General features: G+C 71.9%; 14 protein-coding genes. 8 read left to right on the forward strand and 6 right to left on the reverse strand.

Going from position 1 to position 16,683, the window contains the following annotated elements; all coding sequences use genetic code 11:
• Positions 1-54 precede the first annotated feature (54 nt).
• On the reverse strand, positions 55-636 hold the full coding sequence (locus AB0O24_RS16255; protein WP_363376396.1) for a cupin: 582 nt from the start codon (positions 634-636) through the stop codon (positions 55-57).
• Between the two features lie 216 nt (positions 637-852).
• Here AB0O24_RS16255 and AB0O24_RS16260 point away from each other — a divergent pair, with 216 nt between their 5' ends.
• Genes AB0O24_RS16260 through mtnK form a run of 4 tightly spaced genes read left to right on the forward strand, consistent with a single transcriptional unit; the run spans position 853 to position 5,742 of the window.
• Positions 853-1,947: a substrate-binding domain-containing protein gene (locus AB0O24_RS16260; RefSeq protein WP_363376399.1), complete on the forward strand. Its 1,095-nt coding sequence runs from the start codon at positions 853-855 to the stop codon at positions 1,945-1,947.
• On the forward strand, positions 1,944-3,506 hold the full coding sequence (locus AB0O24_RS16265) for a sugar ABC transporter ATP-binding protein (protein WP_363376402.1): 1,563 nt from the start codon (positions 1,944-1,946) through the stop codon (positions 3,504-3,506). The genes AB0O24_RS16260 and AB0O24_RS16265 overlap by 4 nt, the downstream gene beginning before the upstream one ends.
• The gene (locus tag AB0O24_RS16270) at positions 3,503-4,549 is read left to right on the forward strand and encodes an ABC transporter permease (RefSeq protein WP_363376404.1); all 1,047 of its coding nucleotides are present in this window, start codon (positions 3,503-3,505) and stop codon (positions 4,547-4,549) included. Before AB0O24_RS16265 ends, AB0O24_RS16270 begins: the two co-directional genes overlap by 4 nt.
• The gene (gene mtnK / locus AB0O24_RS16275) at positions 4,546-5,742 is read left to right on the forward strand and encodes an S-methyl-5-thioribose kinase (RefSeq protein ID WP_363376407.1); all 1,197 of its coding nucleotides are present in this window, start codon (positions 4,546-4,548) and stop codon (positions 5,740-5,742) included. The genes AB0O24_RS16270 and mtnK overlap by 4 nt, the downstream gene beginning before the upstream one ends.
• A 751-nt stretch (positions 5,743-6,493) precedes the next feature.
• Here mtnK and mtnB read toward each other — a convergent pair.
• The 3 genes from mtnB to AB0O24_RS16290 are packed head-to-tail and all read right to left on the reverse strand — an operon-like array spanning position 6,494 to position 8,999.
• Positions 6,494-7,126, reverse strand: coding sequence for a methylthioribulose 1-phosphate dehydratase (mtnB, locus tag AB0O24_RS16280; RefSeq protein ID WP_275801630.1), 633 nt, complete (start codon positions 7,124-7,126; stop codon positions 6,494-6,496).
• The gene (gene mtnC / locus AB0O24_RS16285; RefSeq protein ID WP_275801629.1) at positions 7,123-7,824 is read right to left on the reverse strand and encodes an acireductone synthase; all 702 of its coding nucleotides are present in this window, start codon (positions 7,822-7,824) and stop codon (positions 7,123-7,125) included. Before mtnC ends, mtnB begins: the two co-directional genes overlap by 4 nt.
• Positions 7,821-8,999, reverse strand: coding sequence for a hypothetical protein (locus tag AB0O24_RS16290; RefSeq protein WP_363376412.1), 1,179 nt, complete (start codon positions 8,997-8,999; stop codon positions 7,821-7,823). The genes mtnC and AB0O24_RS16290 overlap by 4 nt, the downstream gene beginning before the upstream one ends.
• Positions 9,000-9,431: 432 nt before the next feature.
• On the opposite strand from AB0O24_RS16290, the gene ddaH reads away from it, so the two are divergent.
• Positions 9,432-10,328, forward strand: a complete 897-nt coding sequence (gene ddaH / locus AB0O24_RS16295; RefSeq protein WP_363376414.1) for a dimethylargininase — start codon at positions 9,432-9,434, stop codon at positions 10,326-10,328.
• A complete protein-coding gene (gene rocD / locus AB0O24_RS16300; RefSeq protein WP_363376417.1) occupies positions 10,328-11,545 on the forward strand; it encodes an ornithine--oxo-acid transaminase in 1,218 nt (405 codons plus the stop codon). Before ddaH ends, rocD begins: the two co-directional genes overlap by 1 nt.
• Positions 11,546-11,865: 320 nt before the next feature.
• On the opposite strand, the gene AB0O24_RS16305 is transcribed toward rocD, so the two are convergent.
• Positions 11,866-13,404, reverse strand: a complete 1,539-nt coding sequence (locus AB0O24_RS16305; RefSeq protein ID WP_363376420.1) for a molybdopterin-dependent oxidoreductase — start codon at positions 13,402-13,404, stop codon at positions 11,866-11,868.
• A 49-nt stretch (positions 13,405-13,453) separates the two neighbouring features.
• A complete protein-coding gene (locus tag AB0O24_RS16310) occupies positions 13,454-14,389 on the reverse strand; it encodes an SDR family oxidoreductase (RefSeq protein WP_307384686.1) in 936 nt (311 codons plus the stop codon).
• 151 nt (positions 14,390-14,540) lie between these two features.
• Between AB0O24_RS16310 and AB0O24_RS16315 the strand changes: the two genes are divergently transcribed.
• Entirely contained in the window at positions 14,541-15,380 is an 840-nt protein-coding gene (locus tag AB0O24_RS16315; protein WP_363376423.1) for a helix-turn-helix transcriptional regulator, read from the forward strand.
• A gap of 48 nt (positions 15,381-15,428) precedes the next feature.
• Positions 15,429-16,595, forward strand: coding sequence for an alpha/beta fold hydrolase (locus tag AB0O24_RS16320; RefSeq protein ID WP_363376426.1), 1,167 nt, complete (start codon positions 15,429-15,431; stop codon positions 16,593-16,595).
• Positions 16,596-16,683: the final 88 nt, after the last annotated feature.

The raw sequence follows: 16,683 nt of genomic DNA on the forward strand, positions 1-16,683 counted from the left end.
GCGGCGGCGGCTCGGCGCGAGGCAGGCGCGGCCTGGCCGGGTCCGGGTGGGAGGTCAGGCCAGCTGAGCGCGGCGCTCGGCGAGCTGGTCGAAGGTCGCGAACGACTCGGCGATGGGGCTGCCGGTGAAGTGGCCCACCCAGCCGTCGTCGTCGTGGAAGAAGCGCACGCTGACGTAGTGGGGCGCGGTGCCCATGTCGAACCAGTGGGTGGTGTTGGCCGGCACCGAGATGAGGTCGCCCGCCTCGCAGTACACCGCGTGCACCTTCTCGTTCGCGTGTAGGTAGAACACACCGGCGCCCTTGGCGAAGTAGCGGTCCTCGTCGTCGTCGTGCTTGTGCTCGGAGAGGAACTTCTGGCGCGAGGGGGTCTTCACCTCGTCGTAGTTCTCCTGGGCGGGGTCGAGGGCGACGACGTCGACGAGCGTGTAGCCCTCGCGCTGCTTGACCTCGCCGATCTCGTCGGCGTACAGAGCCAGGACCTCGTCCTGCGACGCGCCGGCGGGAACGTCGCGGATCTCCCAGCGCGAGAAGCGCGCGCCGAGCTCGGCCAGCGCCTCGCGGATCTCGGCCTCGTCGGTGGTCTCGAGCACGGGCGTGCTCGGGTCGGTCTCTTTCCAGACGGTCAGGAGCGTCACGGCTCCTCCTCTCGGCGCGATGTGGGCGGAATGATCCGATTGTCTCGCCGATTCGACCCGAGTGCCCACTTCGCCGGTGCGATCGTCGGTGTCGGTGTAACAAAGTGCAACCTCGAATAACCCGTGCTCGGTCCGTGCTGCTTGACTGCTCGACGGCCCGACCGGCACAGCACCCGGACGGCCCCTCGCACCCGACTCCTCGACGAAGGGGACCCCGTGTCCGTTCGATCCCACCGCTGGGCGACGCTTCTCGCGACCGCCGGCATCGCCGCCCTCGCCCTCTCCGGCTGCGCACAGCAGAACACCGCGGCCCCCGCGGCCTCGGCGGCTCCCGTGCAGAAGGTCGAGAACCTGCCCGCACCGTTTGACGGCGCGCCCGTCAAGGTCGCGCTCGTGCAGCAGTCCGGCGCCGGCGACTTCTTCACCGCGTGGACGGCGGGAGCGAAGGCCCAGGCCGCCGCGATCAACATCGACCTCACCGTCTTCGACGCCCGCAACGACAATGCCAAGCAGGCGTCCGACCTCGAGCAGGCGATCGCCTCGAAGCCCGCCGCGATCATCGTCGACCACGGCCAGACCGACACGATCGAGTCGCACGTGCATGACGCGGTGGCCGCCGGCATCCCGGTCATCGTCTACGACCTCGCCCTCAACGACCCCACCGGCGTCATCGTGACGTCGCAGTCCGACGCGTCGATGGCGCAGGGCGTGCTCGACCAGCTCGTCGCCGACGTGGGCGACGGCGCCAAGGTGGGCCTGGCCAGCACCGACGGCTTCGCACCGCTCGAGCGCCGCAAGAAGGTGTGGGACGAGGTCGTCGCCGAGCACGACCTCGACCAGGTGTTCTTCACCGGCAAGGTCACCGAGTCGACCGCGACCGACAACATCCCGCTCATCGACGCCGCGCTCAAGGCCAACCCCGGGATCCAGGCGATCTTCGCGCCCTACGACGAGATCACGAAGGGCGTCGTGCAGGCCGTCCAGCAGAACAACCTGCAGGACAAGGTCAAGGTCTACGGCATCGACATCTCGAACGCCGACATCGAGGTCATGACCGCCGACGGCAGCCCGTGGGTCGCCACGAGCGCGACCGATCCCTCCGCGGTCGGCGCGGGTGTCGTCCGCGCCCTGGCGCTCTCGCTCGCCGGCCAGCTCGACGAGACGACCGTGCAGTTCCCCGCGATCACGATCACCCGCGACTTCCTGCTCGAGAAGGGCATCACCAACGTCGCCCAGCTGCGGGAGGCCGAGCCGTCGCTCCTGCTGAGCGACACGGTGGTGGCCGACTGGCTCCCCGCGATCTCGGGATGACCTCACCCCTCCACGCCGACGCCGCTCCGGTCGACGACACCCCTGTCGTCCGCCTGAGCGGCGTCGGCGTACGCTTCGGCAGCAATCAGGTGCTGCGCGACGTGTCGCTCACGCTCCGACCGGGCACGATCACGGCGCTCCTCGGCACCAACGGCGCCGGCAAGTCGACCCTCATCGGGGCCGTCTCGGGCGCCAATGCCGCCTACACCGGCGAGATCGCGGTCGGTGGATCGACCCAGCGCCTGACCTCGCCCGCCCGCGCCCGTCGCGCCGGAATCGAGACGGTGCATCAGCGCATCGCCGACGGGATCGTCTCGGGCCTCAGCGTCGCCGACAACCTCGGCCTCACCGACCTGGCGACTTCCGGGCATCGTGTCGTGCGCAGGGGCGAGTCGGAGCGGGTCGCGCGCGCCGCCCTGGAGCGCCTCGGCCTGTCGTGGTCGGACGAGGTGTTGAGAGCGGATGCCGCCCGCCTGGGCACCTCCGACGCGCAGCTCGTGGTGCTCGCCCGCGCCCTGCGCTCGACGCCGCGCCTGCTGATCCTCGACGAGCCCACCTCCGCCCTGACCGCCGCCGAGGCGGATCGCCTGTTCGCGGTGCTGCGGGTCCTGCGTGACGAGGGTCTCGCGATCCTCTTCGTGAGTCACCGTTTCGGCGAGATCGAGCGGCTCGCCGACCGGATCGTGGTGCTCCGCGACGGACGCATCGAGCTCGAGGCCGAGCGTCCGTTCGACTGGCACGCGGCCCTCGAGGCGATGCTGGGCGTCCCCACCGAGCTCCAACAGCACGTGGACGAGCCGCTCCCCGCGGGTGCGGAAGTCCTCTCGGTCGAGGGGGCGCGGCTTCTGCCCGGAAGCCGGCCGCTCGCGCTCGCGGTGCACGGCGGTCAGGTGACCGGCATCCTGGGTCTGCTCGGTGCGGGCAAGACCGAGCTCGCGGAGCTCGTGACGGGCGTCCGCCCGGATGCGGATGCGCACCTTCGTCTCGACGGCGCCGAGTACCGACCGGCCGATCCGGCCGCCGCGCAGGCGGCGGGCGTCGTCCTCGTGCCCGAGGATCGCCAGCGCCAGGGTATTCAGCCGGGGTGGTCGATCGCCCACACGGTGGGACTCCCCGTGCTGCGGACGCTGTCGCGCTTCGGCGTCATGGCCCCGGGCCGCGAGCGCGCGGCCGCCGACGCCGTGGTCGAGGATTACGACGTCGTCACGCCCTCGATCGAGGCGCGCGTCGACGACCTCTCGGGCGGCAACCAGCAGAAGGTCGTCGTGGGCCGCTGGCTGCGCACCGAGCCGCGCGTCGCGGTGCTCGACGAACCGTTCCGCGGCGTCGACATCGGCGCTCGTCGGCGTATCGGCACCGCTGTCCGCGAGCGGGCCGCCACCGGCGCCGCCGTGCTCGTGCTCTCGAGCGACGTCGACGAGATCCTCGAGGTCGCCGACCGGATCGTCGTCCTCGTGTCGGGCCGCGTCGCCCTCGATACCCCCGCCGGACGCCTCGACCGGGCGCGAATCGTCGCCGCGCTGCTCGACGACCCCGGCCACCGGAAGGAAACCGCATGACCACCGCCCTCGCTCCGTCGCGACCGAGCGTCGGCTCCCGGATCGTGGATGCCATCGCGAAATGGGGCTTCGTCGCCGTCACCGCGCTGCTCATCGTGTTCTTCGCAGTGACCCAGCCCGCGTTCGCGACCCCCGAGAACGTCTTCGGGATGCTGAAGTTCATCGCCCCGATCGGCATCGCCGGTCTCGGCGTGACGCTCGCGATGACCGTCGGCGGCCTCGACCTCTCGGTCGGCGCGAACGCGGGCTTCGCCGTGTCGATCGCCGCGTGGACGATGGTCATCGGCAATCAGGTCGGCGGGATCGCCGTCGGTGTCGTGCTGCTCTCCGGAGCGCTCATCGGCGCGATCAACGCGGCGCTGATCGTGTTCGCCCGCATCCCCGACCTGCTGGCGACGCTGGCGACGATGTTCACGGTCGTGGGGCTGAAGCTCATCATCGTCGACGGGAAGTCGATCTCGTCGCAGATGACCCTCGACGACGGCACGACCGCTCCCGGCCGCTTCACGCCCGACTTCCTGTGGTTCGATCGCGGGTCGATCGGCCCGGTCTCGGTGCCCGTGCTGCTGTTCCTCGGCCTCACGGTCGTGCTGTGGTTCGTGCTGGACCGCACGCGCTGGGGGCGCGCCCTGTCGGCGGTGGGGTCGAACCCCGAGGCTGCGCGGCTCGCCGGCATCCGCGTGAAGGCCTACCGCGCCGCGGCGTACATCGGCTGCGGCATCCTGGCATCCATCGCGGGTCTCGTGCTCGCCGCCCGCATCGGACAGGGCGACGTCTCGGCCGGCAACAGCCTGCTGCTGGATGCCGTGGCCGTCGCGCTCGTGGGCGTCTCGGTGCTCGGCATCGGACGCCCGAACGCGTGGGGCACGGCTCTCGGCGCTGTGCTCGTGGCGGTCATGGTCACCGGGTTCTCGATGATGGGGCTGCCGTACTACATCCAGGACTTCGGGAAGGGCCTCGTGCTGCTCGTGGCCCTGCTGTTCAGCTTCACGTTCCGCCGTCGCAAGACCACCATCGTCGCCGGGAGCACCACCGCATCATGACTCTTCTCACCGATCAGCTGACCGTCGAGTCCGTCCCCGCCTACCTCGTCGCCCGCCCGCACCTGGCGGGGCCGGTGGATCCGGCATCCATCGTCTCGGTCGTCGAGGTCGGCGACGGCAATCTGAACCTCGTCTTCATCGTGAAGGATGCCGCGGGCAACGGCGTCGTGGTCAAGCAGTCGCTCCCGCACGTCCGTGTCGATCCGTCGTGGCCGCTCACGCGCGAGCGGGCGGCGCGCGAGGCTGTCGTGCTCGGCGTGCACGAGAAGATCGACCCCGCGCACGTGCCCGCGTTCCACGGCTTCGACGCCGAGAACCTCGCCCTGTCGATCGAAGACCTCAGCGACCACGCGGTGTGGCGTGGAGAGCTGATCGCCGGGCGCCTGCACCCCTACGCGGCCGCGGAGCTCGGGCGGTACGTCGGCTCCGTCGGATTCGCGACGAGCGTGTTCGGCACGCCCGGCCCGGAGCGGCGGCGTCGCATCGCCGAGGCGACGAATCCCGAGCTCAGCGAGATCACCGAGGATCTCGTGTTCACCGAGCCGTACGTCGACCACGAGCACAACGGCTGGTTGCCCGCGAACGAGGAGGACGTGCGGGAGTTGCGCGCCGACCGGGCGTTCGTGCGCGAGATGGGGCTCGCGAAGCAGCGGTTCCAGGAGAGCACGCAGAGCCTCATGCACGGCGACCTGCACACCGGGTCGGTGTTCGTGCGCGCCGAGGGCGCCTCGGTCCGGGCGTTCGACTCGGAGTTCGGCACGTACGGCCCCACCGGCTTCGACCTCGGCGCCGTGTGGGCGAACCTCGTCATCGCGGCGGCGCGCGCGCACGTGCTCGGCCGGTCTGCCGCCGCCGAGACGCTGCTGCGGCTGCCCGTGGAACTCGTCGACGCGTTCGAGGCCGAGTTCCGGAGCCGCTGGCCCGAACGTGTAGACCCGCGCGTCTACGGCGACGAGGTGCTCGAACACACGCTGGCGCAGGTGCGGTCGGACGCCGCCGCCTACGCCGCGGCGAAAGCCGTGCGCCGCATCGTCGGGTTCTCGAAGGTCGCCGACATCCAGACGCTCCCCGAGCCCGAGCGCGCGGCCGCGGCGCGTCTCGTGCTCCGCGCGGCGCGGACGCTCGGCACCGCCCGCCTCGAGGACGCCGACCCGCGCGTGCTCACCGAGCGCACGGTGGCGTTGCTCGGCTGACGCGCGGGCGCATGGCATCCGCCGTTCGGGGCGGTGGTGCCGCGTCGTCGTGCGCCGGGGCGCCGTGTCGCCGTGCCGCGTCGCCGCTGCAACGCACCGCCGTGCCGCGTCGCCGGGCAGTCGTGCTGCGTCGTGCGCCACCGGCTCGCGCATAAACGCGATTTGCTCACATAAACGCGAGGAGCGCGTGTTTATGCGCGTGGATTGCGTTTATGCGTGGGGCGTGGGGTGCGCCGGGCCTGCGTGCTGGTGCGGCGCCTGGGCAGGGGCGCCGGGCGAGTGGCGGATGCCGGGTGCCGGCGTTGTGCGTGTCCGGTCGGCCTCATGCCGCCGTTGGCAGCGCCCATAAACGCGATCCGCTCACATAAACGCGGGGAGCGCGTGTTTATGCGTGTGGATCGCGTTTATGCGTGGGGCGTGGGGTGCGCCGGGGCCGGGACGCCGGTGCCGGGGCGCTGTTGCCGCAGTGGACGTGTCGCCGGGGCGAACGGTGGATGCCAGATGTCAGGGGTTGTGCGTGTCCGGTCGGCCTCATACCGCCGTTGGCAGCGCCCATAAACGCGATCCGCTCACATAAACGCGGGGAGCTCGTGTTTATGTGAGCGGATCGCGTTTATGCGTGCCGCCGCGCCCGCCCGACGGCCCCGGCCGTGCCGCGTCGCCGGCCGCCCAGCAGCGCCGGCCGCGCAGCAGCGCCCGCCGCACCGCGCCAAGCCGCCGCCCACCCGCGCGACCCGACGGCGCCCGCCGCTCAGCGCGTCGCGACGGCGAAGCGCAGCAGCCACTCCGTGATCTCGAGGTGGCGGCGCGCAGCGGCGACGTCTTCGCCCCACGCGTAGATGCCGTGGCTCGCGACGATGAGCGCAGGGACCTCGGGCACCTCGGCCGTGCCCGGGATGTAGACCTCGTCGAACCAGGCCGCTTCGACGGTCATGTCCTGGTGGTTGCGGATGACGGGAATCGTCACGGTCTCGTCGTGCGCGCGGTGGCCGATGCCCTTGAGCATCTCCATGTCGCGGATCTCGACGCCGCCCGGCCACCGGTGCCCGGCGACGACCGCGTCGAACGCGTGCACGTGGAACACCGCGTTCGCCCCGGTCCGGGCGGCGATGTGGGCGTGGAGTCCCGCCTCGGCGGACGGAGGCCGTGGGTCGCCGGGGTCGAGGGACTCGCCCGCGGCGTCGATCAGCACGACATCGCGGTCGGTGAGCTCGGACTTGTCGAGCCCCGACGCCGTCACGGCCAGCACGAGCGGGTCGCGGTCGACGACGACCGAGAGGTTGCCCGAGGTGCCGCGCATCCAGCCGTAGCCCGAGAATCGCGAGGCCTCGGCGGCGAGGGCGGCCCCGGCCGCGCGCACCCGCTCGGGTGCGGGCAGCGTCATCGCGAGAGCTCGATCTCGTTGAAGGATGCCACCGACGGCGCGGTGAACGATGCCCGGTGCCACGGTTCCCCGGCGCGGTCCAGCGCGACGACCTGCCAGCCGGCGGCACGCGCCGCGGTGACCTCGTCGGGGTGGTCGGTGAGGAAGAGCGCGCGCTCGGGGACGACGCCGAGCGCGGACGCGATGCGCTCGTACGACGCGGCCTCCTTCTTCGGCCCGGCGCTGACCGTGTCGAAGAAGTCCTCGACGAGCGGAGTCAGGTCGCCCTGTGGTGCGTGCCGGAACCACGGCACCTGCGACGCGACCGAGCCGGACGAGTACACGGCGAGCCGGATGCCGGCCTCGCGCCACTCCCGCAGCCGCGGCGGCACGTCCTCGAAGAACTGCGAGTGGATCTCGCCCGCGGCAAAACCCTCGGCCCAGATGATGCCCTGGATGGTCTTCAGCGGCGTCGACTTCACATCGGATGCCATGAGCCCGCGGAGCGCGTCGGCGACCTCGGCGTCGGTGGCGTCGGCATCCAGGCCCGTCTCGGCGATCGCGGCGGCACGGGCGGTGCGGACCGTCTCGTCATCGCGGCCGAGCACCTCGTCGAGGCGTGGGCGGGCGTAGTCGTACAGGTCGCCCAGGATGAATCCGGCGGCGCTCGTGGTGCCCTCGATGTCGAGCACGACCACGTCGGCGGAGAGGGAGGTCATTCGGAATCCTCGTCGGATCGGGCGTTCACGGGACGGAACGCGATGGTCTCGGGTTGAGCGGTGGATGCCACGGGGGCGGGGTTCTCGAGCGAGCGACGCCGGCGCAGCGCCGGGGCGGGCGGCTCGGCGGCGCTCGCATCGGGATCGGTCGAGAAGTGCTCGCCGACGCGGGAGGGCTCGAACGTGCCGCGACTGGTCGCGATGCGGGTCACGAGACGCGGCGGGGTCACGTCGAACGCCGGGTACCAGGCCTCGGTGACGAGCGGGCTTGCCGTGCGGCGGCCCAGCACCTCGAGAACCTCGGTCGGGTCGCGGTCTTCGATGACGACGTCGTCACCCGTGGGCGCGCCCGGGTCAGGGGCCTCGATCATCGCGTAGTACGGGATGCCGAACGCCGCCGCCGCGGCCGCGTGCGCGAGCGTGCCCACCTTGTTGACGACGGAACCGTCGAGCGCGACACGGTCGGCGGCCGTCACGACAGCGTCGATCGGTCCGGAGCCGACGCCCCGCGGCGAGGCGAGCGCGGCGGCTGCCATGCCGTCGGTGATGAGCGTGACTCTCTGGTCGAGCTCGCGCAGCGAATGCGCTGTCAGCCGCGCGCCCTGCAGGTAGGGCCGGGTCTCGGTCGCGATCCACTCGATCTCGCGGCCGGCTTCGCGGGCCGCGGTGACGAGTCCGAAGAGGTAGGCGTCGGCCCAGCAGTGCGTGAGGATGCGCGGCGACTCCGGCAGCAGAGAGAGGGTCGCACGGCCCAGGCGCAGGCTCGCCTCGCGGTAGTCGCGGTCGACGGCCCGGGCCGTGTCGAGGGTGGCGGAAACGAGGGCGTCGGTGTCGTCGGCATCCCTCCCCGCCTCGAGGATCCGGGCAACCGCGTCGCGCGGGTGGGCGTTCGTCGGACGCGCGGTGGCCAGGGAACGACCCGCGCGACCGAGCGCCGTGCGCGCCTCGCCGAGGGGGAGCCCGCGCGCCTGCAGCGCGGCGAGGCCCATGCCGGCGGTCGCGGCGTACAGCGGCCCCGAGCTCTGCGTCACCATGTCGCGGATCGCCGAGGCGACCTCGTCGGGGGTGGTGGCATCCACCCATTCCACGCGAGAGGGGAAGACGCGGCGATCGAGGATGCGGACGACACCGGCGGCTTCGTCGAGGACGACGGAGTTTTCGAGGGTGGCAGACATCGCCGTAATCCTCCCACGGCCCGCCGACACGCGCCGTGCGGATGACGCCGCGCGACGTTCGGCCGCGGCCGCGCCCGCCTTGGGCCGTGGGGAGGTCCCTGAGCCCGTCGACGGGACCGGCCGCGCCGTCGGGCCGGGCCGTGGCGGTGAGCCCCCACGCGCCTTCGCCGGATCGCCGCCGTGCCCGCACGCGCGCCGCTCGCGCCTCCCCGCACGCGCGCCGCCCGCGCCTCCCCGCTCGCGCGCCGCTCGCGACTCCCCGCACGCGCGCCGCTCGCGCCTCCCCGCGCGCCCGTGAGAGAATGAGCGCGGCGTGCTCGGACCGACCTTTCCCCGCACGGTGTCGCCACAAGCTGATCGGCACCGTACGGGTTCGAAGGGCCACCGAGCCCCAGGACAGCGTCCGCCGCACCTTTTCTCCGAGGAGCAGAGATGTCCGCTACCCCCACCGCCGCCGCCGTCGAGACCTCACCGGTCGAGCGCGTTCAGCAGCACCGCCGGTACCTCATGTGCCGTCCCGAGCACTTCACGGTCAGCTACAGCATCAACCCGTGGATGGAGCCGTCTCGGCCCACGGACACCGCTCTGGCGCTGCGCCAGTGGCAGTCGCTGTACGACACCTACACGCAGCTCGGCCACGAGATCGAGCTCATCGACCCCGTCGAGGGCCTGCCCGACATGGTCTACACCGCCAACGGCGGCTTCGTCATCGACGGCGTCGCGTACGGCCCGAAGTTCCGTTTCCGCGAGCGCGCCGCCGAGGCTCCCGCGTTCATCGACTGGTTCGCCGCGAACGGCTTCGAGGTCGCCGAGCCCGTCGAGGTCAACGAGGGTGAGGGCGACTTCCTGCTCGTCGGCAACACGATCCTCGCCGGCACCGGCTTCCGCTCCACCGGCGACAGCCACCGCGAGGTCGGCGAGGTCTTCGCGCGCGAGGTCGTCTCGCTGACGCTGACCGACCCGCGCTTTTACCACCTCGACACCGCGATCGCCGTGCTCGACCCGGTCGAGGGTCCTTCGACAGGCTCAGGAACCGGCGGCGTCGAGAAGGCGAACATCGCCTACCTGCCGAACGCGTTCGACGAGCGCAGCCAGGCGATCCTGCGCGAGCGCTACCCCGACGCGATCCGGGTCTCGGATGCCGACGGCGCGGTGTTCGGCCTGAACTCGGCCAGCGACGGCAAGAACGTCATCATCTCGCCGCGCGCCGTGGGCTTCGAGGCGCAGCTGCGCGAGCGCGGCTACACCCCCGTGAAGGTCGACCTGTCCGAGCTGCTGCTCGGCGGCGGCGGCATCAAGTGCTGCACGCTCGAACTGCGGGGGGCGTGATGGGCGCCACCCTCGAGAACCTCGGTCTCGCCCTCATCCAGGCCGAGAGCGCGCACGTCGCGCACAACTACCACCCGCTTCCCGTCCTCGCGCACAGCGCCGAGGGTGTCTGGGTGACCGACATCGAGGGCAAGCGGTACCTCGACCTTCTGTCGGCGTACTCGGCCCTCAACTTCGGTCACGGGCACCCCGCGATCCTGGCCGCGGCCCGTGAGCAGCTCGGGAAGCTCACGCTCACCAGCCGCGCCTTCCACAACGATCGGCTGGGCCCCTTCGCGACCGCGCTCTCGCAACTCTGCGGCAAGGACCTCGTGCTGCCGATGAACACCGGGGCCGAGGCCGTCGAGACCGGCATCAAGGTCGCCCGCGCGTGGGGATACCGCACGAAGGGCATCGCCCCGGATGCCGCGACGATCATCGTCGCGAACGGCAACTTCCACGGGCGCACGACCACGATCGTCGGCTTCAGCGACGACCCGGTCGCTCACGACGACTTCGGTCCCTACGCTCCCGGTTTCGTGCACGTGCCGTACGGCGACGCGGATGCCATCGCCGCCGCGATCGACGAGAACACCGCCGCGGTGCTCCTCGAGCCGATCCAGGGCGAGGCGGGCGTCGTCGTACCGCCGGAGGGTTTCCTCCGCCGGGTCCGCGAGATCTGCACCGAGAACAACGTGCTCTTCATCGCGGATGAGATCCAGTCGGGTCTCGGCCGCGTGGGCGAGACGTTCGCGTGCGACCGCGAGGGCGTCGTCCCCGACGTGTACCTCCTCGGCAAGGCCCTCGGCGGCGGCATCGTTCCGCTGTCGGCGGTCGTGGCGAACGAGGACGTGCTCGGCGTCATCCGTCCCGGTGAGCACGGCTCGACGTTCGGCGGCAACCCGCTCGCGGCCGCTGTGGGTCTGCGGGTCGTCGAGATGTTGGCATCCGGAGAATTCCAGACCCGCGCGAAGGCCCTCGGCGAGCATCTCGAGGCGGCGCTGCAGGCGCTCGTCGGCCACGGCGTCACCGAGGTGCGCATCGCGGGGCTGTGGGCCGGCGTCGACATCGACCCGGCGTACGGAACGGGCCGCCAGATCGCCGAGAAGCTGCTCGCCCGCGGCGTGCTCGTGAAGGACACGCACGGCCAGACGATCCGCATCGCCCCGCCGCTGACGATCCGCGCGACCGAGCTGGACTGGGCCGTCGAGCAGCTGCGGCACGTCCTGTCGGCCTGACTCGCTGAGGCGCCTTTCCGGTCCTCCGATCGGCCGTGTCCCACTTTGTGCGGTTCTCAGGTGTGATTCCTGCACAAAGTGGGACATGTACGAGGCGTGGGATCGGCTGCGCGGCATCCGGACGTATGCGTGTCCCACTTTGTGCAGATCTCCGTTGTGATTGCTGCACGAAGTGGGACATGAGCGATGCGTGGGATCGGCTGCACGGCATCCGGACGTATGCGTGTCCCACTTTGTGCGGTTCTCAGGTGAGATTCCTGCACGAAGTGGGACACGGGATGCCACGGGCCGACGCACCGCGGCCCAGACGCGGGGCGGGGTCAGGCGACCGAGATCGTGATCTCGTCCCAGCCCGTCGCGCCGTCGGGAGCGGGCGCCGCGCGATCCGGCGTCTGGGTCTCGCCGGTGGTCGAGATCGCGCGGCAGCGCAGCGTGTGGGAGCCGCTGGTCGCGGTCCACGGCAGGCTCCACTGCACCCAGGTGTCGGTCGAGATCGCGTTCGCGAGCTTCGCGGGCTGCCAGGCGCCGTCGTCGACCTGCACCTCGACGCCCTGGACGCCGACGTGCGTCTGCCACGCGACACCGGCGACGACCGCGTCACCCGCGGCGACCCGGGCGCCCGCGCGCGGGACGTCGATGCGCGACTGCAGTTTCACCGGCCCGCGCTCCGACCACCCGCGTGAGGTCCAGTAACCCTCGGCCCGGTCGTAACGGGTGACCTCGAGTTCGCTCACCCATTTGGTCGCGGAGACGTACCCGTAGAGACCGGGCACCACCATGCGCACCGGGAACCCGTGTGCGAGGGGCAGCGGTTCGCCGTTCATCCCGATCGCGAGCAGGGCGTCGCGGTCATCGGTCAGCGCTTCCAGGGGACTGGATGCCGTGAACCCGTCGACGGAGTGGGAGAGCACCATGTCGGCCTCCGCCGTCGGCTTCGCCCGCGCGAGGACGTCGCGGATCGGCACCCCGAGCCACCGGGCGTTCCCGATGAGGTCGCCACCGACCTCGTTCGACACGCACACGAGGGTCGCGACCGTCTCCTTCTGGGGGAGGGCGACGAGGTCGTCCCACCTCAGCACGACCTCCTGCTCCACGAGTCCGTGCACGCGCAGACTCCAGGTGGCCGGGTCGATCTGCGGCACCACGAGAGCGGTGTCGATGCGGTAGAAGTCGGACGACGGCGTGATGACCGGGGAGAGGCCGTCGATCTTCAGGTCGGCGGTGGCGGGCACCGCGGTCGTGGTGGTCGGGCTCGGAAGGCGGAGGGCGGCACGCACCGCGCTGACCGCTCGGGCGCCGCTGCTCAGCGCGACGGATCCGGCCGCGGCGAGAGCGCCGGCCAGGACCGCCACGCCCGAGAGCGCCAGGACCCCGCGGCGGGTGGGACCGGTGGAGGTCTCGGGGGAGGTCGCGGTAGGCCGAAGTCGGCCGATGAGCATTCCCGCCACGACGGCGGCTGCGGCGCCCGCGATCAACGACGGCACGGGTGACAGCAGCGCCGCGTCGGGGCGCGCCAGCGACACGAGAGCGCCGATCACACCGATCGCCGCCAGGATCACTCGGCCCCACGGGGGTCGACGCCGTTCGACGACTCCTGCGGTCCCGGCGACGGCGAGCAGCAGCACCGCGATGCCGACGAGCAGGGCGGTCTTGTCCGCCATCCCGAAGAGGCTGATCGCCAGGTCTTTCGCCCACGCCGGAGCGATGTCGATCATGCCCCCGCCGATCACTGCGAAGGGGCTCGCCGAGGGCGAGATGACCGCCGCGGCCAGCTCGCCGAGACCCGCCCCGAGAACCGTCGCCGCGATCGCCGCGACGATCGCCGGAAGGTCGCGCGGGCGGAAGGATGCGGGGGCCACGAGGGGAGCCTACGGAGCGCTGAGGCTCGTGGCGCCGGAGGCGCCGAATTCATAGCGAACCGGCATGCACCCCCGCGAGCCGCAGCGAGGTGTCCCAGACGCGCGTCGCCTCGTCGAGGTCGCGCAGCGGACGGTACAGGGGATGCGTCCCGGGCGTCCCACCGAGGTGGCCGAGGCCGGTCGGGCCGTAGAGCACGTCGCTGCGCGGGTCGTCGGTGGTGGCCGCGAGCAGCGCCGGCAGAGCGGCGGTGGCCGCCGTGCCCACGAGCAGCCCGCGCGCCGACATCCAGCGGATCACCCGCACGCCTATCGTGTCGGTCGCGCGGCCGATCTCGGGGCGGGCGGCGAGAAGGTTCGTCGGCGCGACGCCGGGATGCGAGACGACACTGCGCACGCCCCACCCCTCGCGCCGCGATCGTTCGTCGAGCTCTCGCGCGAACAGACCGAGGGCGATCTTCGACGCCGCGTACGCCCGCTGCCCGTCGTAACGACGCTCGCTCTCGAGGTCGTCCCACTCGATGCGCCCGCGAGCGGCGGCGATGCTCACCTGGCTGACGACGCGCGCCCCTCCGGCCTTCAGGAGCGGCAGCAGGTGACCGACGAGGGCGACGTGGCCAAGGTGATTCGTCCCGAACTGCAGCTCGTGCCCGTCGACGGTGGTCTGCCTCTTCGGGGGAGTCATGACACCGGCGTTGTTGATCAGGATGTGCACCGGCATCCCCTCCTTCTCCAGAGCGGCGCCGAACGACGCGACCGACCCGAGCGACGCGAGGTCGAGGTCGTGTACCGCGATCCGGGCTTCCGGGTGACGGTTCCGGATGCCACGCGCCGCCCGCTCGCCCTTCTCCCGGTTGCGGACGGGCAGCACGAGGTCGGCCCCGGCCGCCGCGAGGCGCTCAGCGATGACGAGTCCCATGCCGTCGCTGCCGCCGGTCAGGACGGCGCGCTTCCCGGCGAGGGAGGGGAGGGGGATGTCGCGGGTCATGAGGTCTCCTTCGGGGTTCGTCGTCTCAGTCTCACGCGATCGACCGGGCGGAGGCAGGGCCTGTCGATCCGCGGCTCGCGAGGACGCGGCACGGCAGAGGGGGATCGGCGCGCCCTGGTTCGCAGCGATCCGGGACGGTAGACAGGACGACGTGATCGATCGAGCCGCGCTGGCGGACTTCCTGCGCACCCGCCGCGAGGCGCTGCAGCCCGAGGACGTGGGGCTCCCGCGCGGCGCGCGGCGGCGCACCCGAGGGCTGCGGCGCGAAGAAGCAGCCGCGTTGAGCCACATGTCGACCGATTACTACGCGCGGCTGGAGCGGGAGCGCGGACCCCAGCCGTCCGAGCAGATGTTGGCATCCATCGCTCAGGGGTTGCACCTGTCGCGCGCCGAACGCGATCACCTGTTCCGCCTGGCGGGTCACGTGCCCTCCGAGCACGGGCTGGGCGGGGAGCACATCAGCCCGGGCCTGCTGCGCGTCCTCGACCGCCTGGACGACACTCCGGCAGAGGTCGTCACCGAGCTCGGCGAGACGCTGCGGCAGTCGCGGCTCGGAGTCGCGTTGACGGGAGACGCGGGCCTCCGCCGCGGCCCGATGCGGAGCCTCGGCTACCGCTGGTTCGCCGACCCCGCGTCGCGGTCGCTCTACCTCCCCGACGGTCACGCGTTCCTCAGCCGTCTCTTCGCCTCGGGGCTTCGCGAGATCGTCGGTCGGCGCGGACCCGGCTCTCGCGCCGCGGGCCTCGCCGACGACCTGCTGCGCCGCAGCGAGGAGTTCCGCGAGTTGTGGGCACGCCACGAGGTGGGCCTGAGACCAGCCGACACCAAGCACTTCGTTCATCCGACGGTGGGCGAGATCGAGGTGCACTGCCAGACGTTGATCGATCCGGGAACGAGCCACTCGCTGCTCGTCTACACCGCGGCACCCGGCAGCGAGAGCGCGGAGAAACTGCGCCTGCTGGCCGTGGTCGGGCCCACCGTCCCCGCGTGAGGCCGGCGCCTCGCCCGCGGCACCGCACGGACGGGTAGCGTGCTGAGCATGCGCGAGAACGTCCGCCGAGTTCGGCGCCCCGCCGCCGACGGGGCGCCGGCGTTCGACCTCGCCTACGTCCGTTCGGGACCGCGCGGAGCGACCCCCGTTCTCGTGATCCCGGGCGGCCCCGGGCTCGCATCGGTCCTGCCCTATCGGGGTCTGCGTCGCTGGGCGGCCCGCGGCGGCCTCGACCTGATCATGGTCGAGCACCGGGGCGTCGGTCGCTCGCGCAAAGACCTCGCCGGGAGTGCCCTCCCGCCCGCGGCCATGCGCATCACGGCGGTCCTCGACGACCTCGCGGCCGTCCTCGACGCCGAGGACGTCGACCGCGCGGTGATCGTCGGCTCGTCGTACGGCAGCTACCTGGCCATGGCGTTCGGGGCGCGGCATCCGGAGCGCGTCTCGGCGATGCTGCTCGACTCCGCCCTGCAGTCGGCGCACGACATCGACCTCGAACGTGAGTGCCTGAGGGAGTTGTTCTGGGATGCCGACGACGACATGGCGCGCGGGGTGAGGCGTCTCGTGTCCGCCGGGGTGTCGGAGCGGATCGTGCTCGACATCGTGCGAGCCGCGTACGAGCTCGGCGGCCCCGACCTCGTGCATCCGCTCGTGCGGCACGAGCCCGGTTTCGCGTGGCGTGCGCTGGGCGCCTACGCCACACGCGGCGCCGAGATCGCACGCTTCCCGGGCATCTACGAGTTCGACCTCGTCGGCACGATCGCCTTCCGCGAACTGGGATACGGCGGCACCCCCGACGGGCACCCGCTCGACCCGGCCCGCACGTATCTCCCACTCGCGTCGCGGTATCCGGCCTTCGCCGGGGAGCCGTACGACCTCATCGAGGCGGTGCGTTCGTTCGACTGGCCGCTCGTCGTGCTCTCGGGCGATCGCGACCTGCGCACCCCGTCGGCGATCGCCGAGCGCGTGGTCGCCGCGGCTCCGGATGCCACCCTCGTGCGCATCCACAACGGGCACAGCGCCCTCGACACCCACCCCATGGCGCTGCTGAACGCGGTGCGGCGGTTGGTCCGGGGCCAGCAGGATCGGCTGCCCGCCGACGAGCCCGCGCTCGATCGTCTGCCCCGCAAGGGCCTGTCTGCGTCGTTCCCCGCCCTGCTGCTGCACGTCGCCCACCTCGACGCCCTGCTGCGCAAGCGCGTGCTGCATCGCTGATCCGCGGCATCCGCTGTCCGTCCCTGCGGGGCTCGGTGGGGGCACAGGGGGTGCCGTCGTGCGGAGTTCGGGGGTGACACGCCGTGCG

The organism is Microbacterium sp. NPDC086615 (assembly GCF_040686055.1).
Taxonomy (GTDB): Bacteria; Actinomycetota; Actinomycetes; order Actinomycetales; family Microbacteriaceae; genus Microbacterium.

Coding starts and splice junctions, on each gene's coding strand:
- AB0O24_RS16265 (WP_363376402.1), top strand. CDS start 1,944: ATGACCTCACCCCTCCACGCCGACGCCGCTCCGGTCGACGACACCCCT.
- AB0O24_RS16270 (WP_363376404.1), top strand. CDS start 3,503: ATGACCACCGCCCTCGCTCCGTCGCGACCGAGCGTCGGCTCCCGGATC.
- mtnK (WP_363376407.1), top strand. CDS start 4,546: ATGACTCTTCTCACCGATCAGCTGACCGTCGAGTCCGTCCCCGCCTAC.
- mtnB (WP_275801630.1), bottom strand. CDS start 7,126: ATGACGCTGCCCGCACCCGAGCGGGTGCGCGCGGCCGGGGCCGCCCTC.
- mtnC (WP_275801629.1), bottom strand. CDS start 7,824: ATGACCTCCCTCTCCGCCGACGTGGTCGTGCTCGACATCGAGGGCACC.
- AB0O24_RS16290 (WP_363376412.1), bottom strand. CDS start 8,999: ATGTCTGCCACCCTCGAAAACTCCGTCGTCCTCGACGAAGCCGCCGGT.
- ddaH (WP_363376414.1), top strand. CDS start 9,432: ATGTCCGCTACCCCCACCGCCGCCGCCGTCGAGACCTCACCGGTCGAG.
- rocD (WP_363376417.1), top strand. CDS start 10,328: ATGGGCGCCACCCTCGAGAACCTCGGTCTCGCCCTCATCCAGGCCGAG.
- AB0O24_RS16310 (WP_307384686.1), bottom strand. CDS start 14,389: ATGACCCGCGACATCCCCCTCCCCTCCCTCGCCGGGAAGCGCGCCGTC.
- AB0O24_RS16320 (WP_363376426.1), top strand. CDS start 15,429: ATGCGCGAGAACGTCCGCCGAGTTCGGCGCCCCGCCGCCGACGGGGCG.